General features: G+C 54.9%; 5 protein-coding genes. 3 read left to right on the forward strand and 2 right to left on the reverse strand.

Translation table 11 applies throughout. The annotated features are described in order from the left end of the window. Positions 1-346: hypothetical protein (locus GGR40_RS22060; RefSeq protein WP_429278411.1), on the reverse strand; the 346-nt coding region annotated here is incomplete at its 3' end. A gap of 52 nt (positions 347-398) precedes the next feature. Next, on the reverse strand, positions 399-1,010 hold the full coding sequence (locus GGR40_RS22065; RefSeq protein WP_429278412.1) for a helix-turn-helix domain-containing protein: 612 nt from the start codon (positions 1,008-1,010) through the stop codon (positions 399-401). Positions 1,011-1,634: 624 nt separating this feature from the next. On the opposite strand from GGR40_RS22065, the gene GGR40_RS22070 reads away from it, so the two are divergent. The 3 genes from GGR40_RS22070 to GGR40_RS22080 all read left to right on the forward strand — a co-directional run bounded on the left by GGR40_RS22070 (position 1,635) and on the right by GGR40_RS22080 (position 3,745). Next, on the forward strand, positions 1,635-2,120 hold the full coding sequence (locus GGR40_RS22070) for a hypothetical protein (RefSeq protein WP_429278413.1): 486 nt from the start codon (positions 1,635-1,637) through the stop codon (positions 2,118-2,120). 856 nt (positions 2,121-2,976) lie between these two features. After that, positions 2,977-3,150: a hypothetical protein gene (locus GGR40_RS22075; protein ID WP_429278414.1), complete on the forward strand. Its 174-nt coding sequence runs from the start codon at positions 2,977-2,979 to the stop codon at positions 3,148-3,150. Continuing rightward, a complete protein-coding gene (locus GGR40_RS22080; protein ID WP_429278415.1) occupies positions 3,119-3,745 on the forward strand; it encodes a hypothetical protein in 627 nt (208 codons plus the stop codon). The genes GGR40_RS22075 and GGR40_RS22080 overlap by 32 nt, the downstream gene beginning before the upstream one ends. Positions 3,746-3,872 lie beyond the last annotated feature (127 nt).

The following is a 3,872-nucleotide window of genomic DNA, read 5'->3' on the forward strand; positions in this document are numbered from 1 at the left end:
GGGCTTTTGGTTCATCGCTTCCCCCAGGGGGGAGAAGCGCCAAGCGCTGCGCCTGTTCTCGCCAAGCATCTCGATCTGTCTTTGCATCGCTGAGTTGCTGGCGAAGCAACTCAATTTCTCGCTGATAAGCGATGGTTTCAGGCGTTTCTTGCAGGGTTTCGCATCGTTCGGAGTGAACAGTTTCCACCTGTTTTCTGGGAAACACACGAAACAGTTCAGCAGGGTCAATCTCATACCCTGCAGTAGATTTTGCAATGTAGCTCAAGCGGCCAGATTTCAGGGCTTTGCTCAACGTAGCCTTGCTAACCCCAGCCTCTTTTGCCGCTTGCCCCAGTGTAAGGGTCATAACCCTGCACCTACCTGTTCAAGATCGTTCACTTTATCGTTTGCCAAGGTGTTCAGCCCGCCTGATCTTTCAGCGCCAGATAGGCTTCTACATCCATTTGGTCGTCGGGATCCCCGCGTTGGGTGGCAGGCAAATCAGGCTCCATTCCGCCCAAGAAGGGCTGTGACGGAGGCGGGAGGCCTGACCCGGCAGGGAGCTGGTGTTCGCCCGGATACATGGCAGGCAGGCGCTGCAAAGGAGGTTGGGAGCCTAACTCATCCCGATCAGGCTGCTCATCATCGCTGACCAGAACTGCGGCTGAGAATAAGCTGTGCCGAATGCCTTCACGCTTCCCTGACCACGCGACACGATCATTGACGACGTAAGCGTTTGACGTACCAGCACCGCCAATCTGACGGACTTCCAACCAGTTTTGCTCCTTCAGGACATTGATCGCGCGCAGCACAGTGTTTCTTGAGCACCCCATCATCTTCTGAAGCGTCGGGACGCTGGCGACGAGGGCGTTATGGCGGCCCATATTCCCCACGATGACATGCATCAGTGCGGCCGCTCGAGGATTGGCCCCAATTAGCTTCGCCCATGCCTCATGGGCTGCACGATCGGTCTGAACCCATGTCCCCCCGGGAGCAGTGGTCAACCCGACATGCTTAGCTTTTGCGGCCATGGACTACCCCGTCTCAATCGTGGACAAATTTTGTCAGCTTGCTGACGCAATCTATCAACGCACAGCTGACAAAATTTGTCAAACGTTGGATTTATTTTGTCAAACCAGTCCCACAGCTGATGGGACGGGGTAGTCCCACAGCTGATGGGACTACCATGCAAGCTAAGCACATGTATTTGAATGGTTTTTATCAAAGTGATTCTATGATCTTAAGATTACCCCCGAAGGGGGCTGCGAGTTATCCATGCCCCGACAAGCGCTCCCCCCGGGAAGCTGGCGATGGCGGGGGGTGGGTAACTCGTTAATCAGGCCGCTCGCGGCGGCTTAGACCTACCAAATGAGTCTCATTTTTGAGACAAATCCGCATGGTTATTGGCATCAGCGGACATCTGAGAACCTTGTCGGCCTCAGGCCGTCCTCGCTCGCTCCGCTCGCTGCGGGACGGCCTTACGGCCAAGAATGTGGACACATGCGGGCGCGCTCTGACCATAGCCCCTGCCTAGGTATAAGGTGGCTCTAATGACTACAAAAACAGGCACAGTCTCAATCGGACCGAGGCAGGCAGCTCGGGCTTTCCATGCTGTCAGGTTCGCCAACGATAACGGTCGCCCGCTCAACCTTCTCGTGACGATTGATTTCAGCAGCCTAGGTGTGCCTGCTGATGGCGCCGCAGAGTTGTTCCAGAACGTCTGGCAAAGGTTCACTAGGTGGTACGCCTATCAGCGCGACGCCAAAGGCAGGGGATTCGGGTCGTTCGACGCCTATGCGGTGCATGAGCATCCGGAAAATGGTCCTAGGCACGTCCATTGGGTAATGCGGGCTCCTGATGGGGCTAGGTTGGAAATAGAGAGGGTCATCCGGGACCGTCTTGAGAAGCTGACACGCTTCGCTTGCCTCGGTCGTGCTTTGCATTTCCAAGAGGTCGGCGCGGCAGGGCAGCTCGCGAAATACACCTTGAAGGGCATACACCCAGCCTATGCGGCCCATTTTCATATGTGGGCGAGCTCGCAGGGCTTCATATCAGGCCGGCGCATTACGATCAGCAGGAGCATTGGCTATGCCGCGCGGAAGCATGCGGGATGGAAGCGCAAGCCCGCCAACAATTCCTAATCGGCACCGTCTTTAAGGGTGTTCGGGGGGATGAGGAGCGAAGGGAGGGCGCTTCTCGAACTCTGGGAAGGCCGCAGGGCTCAGAACGAGCAAAGAGGCTGCCGTAGGGGGTTCACCCCCTACACCCCCAGGGAGGCTCGCAGCGGCCCTTCAGGCCCAGCCCAAACCCCTGCCGATTGATGACGGCTATTTAGCAGGTAATTTTCTAAGTAAGCGATTGTATTATAAGTATAATGTCAGTTTCGCGCATCGCGAAGTACCCCCGTATTACCTTAGGGGGGTAAAAGCTCCCATGCCGACAGCCCGTCCTCACTCGCTCCGCGGCCTGCAACGGCATAAGTCGCTTTAGACCGTCACCGTCAAAACTAAGTGCAGGCTTTGCGAAAGTATGGGTGAGGCGGATGGCTGGACCTAACGTGCCCTTGGAAGCTCTGGGAGGGCCATAGGAGCTCAGAACGAGCAAAGAAGGGTGAACCGCAGGGCCGCCGTTCTACGCCCCTGAGAGGGGCTCCCTTGGTTCCTCAGGGCATCATCGAGCAACTGTGGAGAGCATGGGGCCTCGATTGGCAGGCAATCACATCATCATGAGAATGGGAGAAATCATGATCATGGTCGGGATCACCGCATCACCCGCACCACCCGCACCACGTAATCACCGGCATCACACATCACCAAAGAAAAATCTTATATCTTTGAAAGATAACGATTTTTAACCGTCATGACGGCATATTTATGACACTATCATAAGTTGAGTTGAAAAATATAAATCAATTCAAATAGTTAAATTGCATTTTATGCAGACATCTAAAGCGTAAGATGAGATAACTAAATATTCGACTTTGACACAAAAAAGCGTATGTTTGGCGTTATCGTGATTACCCAGCCTATTCCGGCTTCCACCCCTGGAATGATGGCCGAAGCTCTCTCTGCCGGTGAAGAGCAGGAGAAAGCGAAGGGATCGGCTTCCAAACCCAATCCCGCCCTTTTGAGAAAGCTGAATGAGCAGTCCCAAGGCAAAGCACATCCTTGAGCGGCAAATTGCACTTCGGGAGACCTTGTGGCCCGGAGTCGAAAACAGGCATCTCTGGAACCGTAAAGAACGCGACGGCTTTGCAACGATGCCTCGCTTGATGCCGCTCATAATGAACAGCATGGACCATCTCTCAGGTAAGGGTTTTCCGGTAAGTCAGGTTTATCTAGACCTGTGGTGCCGCACCCTCGATGAAGGGTTCCTACAGCTCAATCGCCCTGAAGAGATGGCTTTTCACTCTGGCTTTTCCGGTCAACGCGCTGTGCGGACCTGGAAAGACCGTATGAAGAGATTGGCCGCCTTGGAGTTCATAGGAACTGTGCCAGGTCCTCTGGGTGAGATGTCGTTCGCGATTCTCTACAACCCATTCCATGTGTTGAAACGCGCGCATATCGCAAAGAAGCTGCCAGAGAATTATTGGCGCTCTTTGATCATTCGAGCGAACGAGGTCGGAGCTACTGACTTCGAAGACCTCGATGAAACAGGAAAGTTGCTTCCGCCCCCGCCCCCGCCTCCGGCCCCACCTGCCGCAACTCCGCAGAATGCATTTGCGGCGCTGCTGAACTCGACCTCTACAGAAACCAAAGAGCCCTAATTAGCTTCGCTGCCATGGCCAGAACCTGCGGCGGGCTTTTGGTTCATCGCTTCCCCCAGGGGGGAGAAGCGCCAAGCGCTGCGCCTGTTCTCGCCAAGCATCTCGATCTGTCTTTGCATCGCTGAGT

It is taken from the genome of Novosphingobium gossypii, assembly GCF_050433305.1.
GTDB lineage: Bacteria > Pseudomonadota > Alphaproteobacteria > Sphingomonadales > Sphingomonadaceae > Novosphingobium > Novosphingobium gossypii.

Bases quoted from the DNA above. Each gene is read 5' to 3' on its own strand.
- GGR40_RS22075 (WP_429278414.1), top strand. From the start codon at position 2,977: ATGTTTGGCGTTATCGTGATTACCCAGCCTATTCCGGCTTCCACCCCT.
- GGR40_RS22080 (WP_429278415.1), top strand. From the start codon at position 3,119: ATGAGCAGTCCCAAGGCAAAGCACATCCTTGAGCGGCAAATTGCACTT.
- GGR40_RS22065 (WP_429278412.1), bottom strand. From the start codon at position 1,010: ATGGCCGCAAAAGCTAAGCATGTCGGGTTGACCACTGCTCCCGGGGGG.